Below are 1,024 nucleotides of genomic sequence, written 5' to 3'. Positions count from 1 at the left end.
CCTTGAAAGAGTGCGTAATAGCTCACTGGTCAAGTGATTCCGCGCCGACAATGTAGCGGGGCTCAAGCGTACCGCCGAAGTCGTGTCATTGCAGCAATAAGCCCCAACGGGTGCTGTGATGGGTAGGGGAGCGTCGTGTGCCGGGTGAAGCAGCCGCGGAAGCGAGTTGTGGACGGTTCACGAGTGAGAATGCAGGCATGAGTAGCGATACACACGTGAGAAACGTGTGCGCCGATTGACTAAGGGTTCCTGGGTCAAGCTGATCTGCCCAGGGTAAGTCGGGACCTAAGGCGAGGCCGACAGGCGTAGTCGATGGACAACCGGTTGATATTCCGGTACCCGCTTTGAAACGCCCAATATCGAGCCCATTAATGCTAAGGCCGTGAAGCCGCCCCGGAGCCTTCGGGCAAAGGGGAGTGGTGGAGCCGCTGACCCAAGGTGGTAGTAGGTAAGCGATGGGGTGACGCAGGAAGGTAGTCCAGCCCGGGCGGTGGTTGTCCCGGGGTAAGGGTGTAGGCCGTGTGATAGGCAAATCCGTCACACATTAAGGCTGAGACCTGATGCCGAGCCGATTGTGGTGAAGTGGATGATCCTATGCTGTCGAGAAAAGCCTCTAGCGAGTTTCATGGCGGCCCGTACCCTAAACCGACTCAGGTGGTCAGGTAGAGAATACCGAGGCGTTCGGGTGAACTATGGTTAAGGAACTCGGCAAAATGCCCCCGTAACTTCGGGAGAAGGGGGGCCATCACTGGTGATCGGATTTACTCCGTGAGCTGGGGGTGGCCGCAGAGACCAGCGAGAAGCGACTGTTTACTAAAAACACAGGTCCGTGCGAAGCCGTAAGGCGATGTATACGGACTGACGCCTGCCCGGTGCTGGAACGTTAAGGGGACCGGTTAGCTCTGTTTCGACAGGGCGAAGCTGAGAACTTAAGCGCCAGTAAACGGCGGTGGTAACTATAACCATCCTAAGGTAGCGAAATTCCTTGTCGGGTAAGTTCCGACCTGCACGAATGGCGTAACGA

At 56.8% G+C, this 1,024-nt stretch carries 1 rRNA gene; it reads left to right on the top strand.

The annotated features are described in order from the left end of the window. A 23S ribosomal RNA gene (locus tag ABZ939_RS36880) occupies positions 1–1,024 on the top strand; the annotation flags it as partial.

The organism is Streptomyces sp. NPDC046712 (assembly GCF_040645695.1).
Lineage (GTDB): Bacteria > Actinomycetota > Actinomycetes > Streptomycetales > Streptomycetaceae > Streptomyces.
The sequence above is the reverse complement of the archived record's forward strand: the minus strand, read 5'-3'. Positions and strand labels throughout refer to the sequence as shown.